Source organism: Cupriavidus sp. WS, assembly GCF_000395345.1.
GTDB lineage: Bacteria > Pseudomonadota > Gammaproteobacteria > Burkholderiales > Burkholderiaceae > Cupriavidus > Cupriavidus basilensis_B.
In genome coordinates, this window is record NZ_AQPL01000721.1 from 1 (window position 1) to 1,013 (window position 1,013).

The 1,013-nt window shown below is 67.5% G+C and carries 1 protein-coding gene; it reads left to right on the top strand.

The features are described from left to right. Positions 1-1,013, top strand: a 1,013-nt coding sequence (locus K206_RS40630; protein ID WP_020207188.1) for an isovaleryl-CoA dehydrogenase, incomplete at both ends; no start/stop codon positions are given.

Here is a 1,013-nt window from a genome sequence, read left to right on the forward strand (position 1 = left end):
GCTCGGCATCACCGTGGCCGAGGAATACGGCGGCGCCAGCATGGGCTACCTCGCCCACATGGTGGCGATGGAGGAAATCAGCCGCGCCTCGGCCTCGGTCGGCCTGTCCTACGGCGCGCACTCCAACCTGTGCGTGAACCAGATCCACCGCAACGGCAGCGCCGCGCAGAAAGCCAAGTACCTGCCCAAGCTGGTCTCGGGCGACTGGATCGGCGCGCTGGCCATGAGCGAGCCCAATGCCGGCTCCGACGTGGTCAGCATGAAGCTGCGCGCCGAGTTCAAGGGCGACCGCTACGTGCTCAACGGCACCAAGATGTGGATCACCAACGGCCCGGACTGCGACGTGCTGGTGGTCTACGCCAAGACCGAGCCGGACCTGGGCGCGCGCGGCATGACCGCGTTCATCGTCGAGAAGGGCATGAAGGGCTTCTCGGTGGCGCAGAAGCTCGACAAGCTCGGCATGCGCGGCTCGCACACCGGCGAGCTGGTGTTCGAGGACGTGGAAGTGCCGGTGGAGAACATCCTCGGCGCCGAGAACGGCGGCGCGCGCGTGCTGATGAGCGGGCTGGACTACGAACGCGCGGTGCTCTCGGGCGGGCCGGTCGGCATCATGCAGGCGTGCATGGACGTGGTCACGCCCTACATCCACGACCGCAGGCAGTTCGGCCAGAGCATCGGCGAGTTCCAGCTGATCCAGGGCAAGGTGGCGGACATGTACACCACCTTGCAGGCGGCGCGCAGCTACCTGTACACGGTGGGCAAGAACCTCGACGCGCTGGGCCGCGAGCACGTGCGGCAGGTGCGCAAGGACTGCGCGGCGGTGATCCTGTACACGGCGGAGAAGGCCACGTGGATGGCGGGCGAGTCGGTGCAGATCCTGGGCGGCAACGGCTACATCAACGAATACCCGGTGGGCCGGCTGTGGCGCGACGCCAAGCTGTACGAGATCGGCGCGGGCACCTCGGAGATCCGCCGCATGCTGATCGGGCGCGAACTGTACGCCGAGACGATGT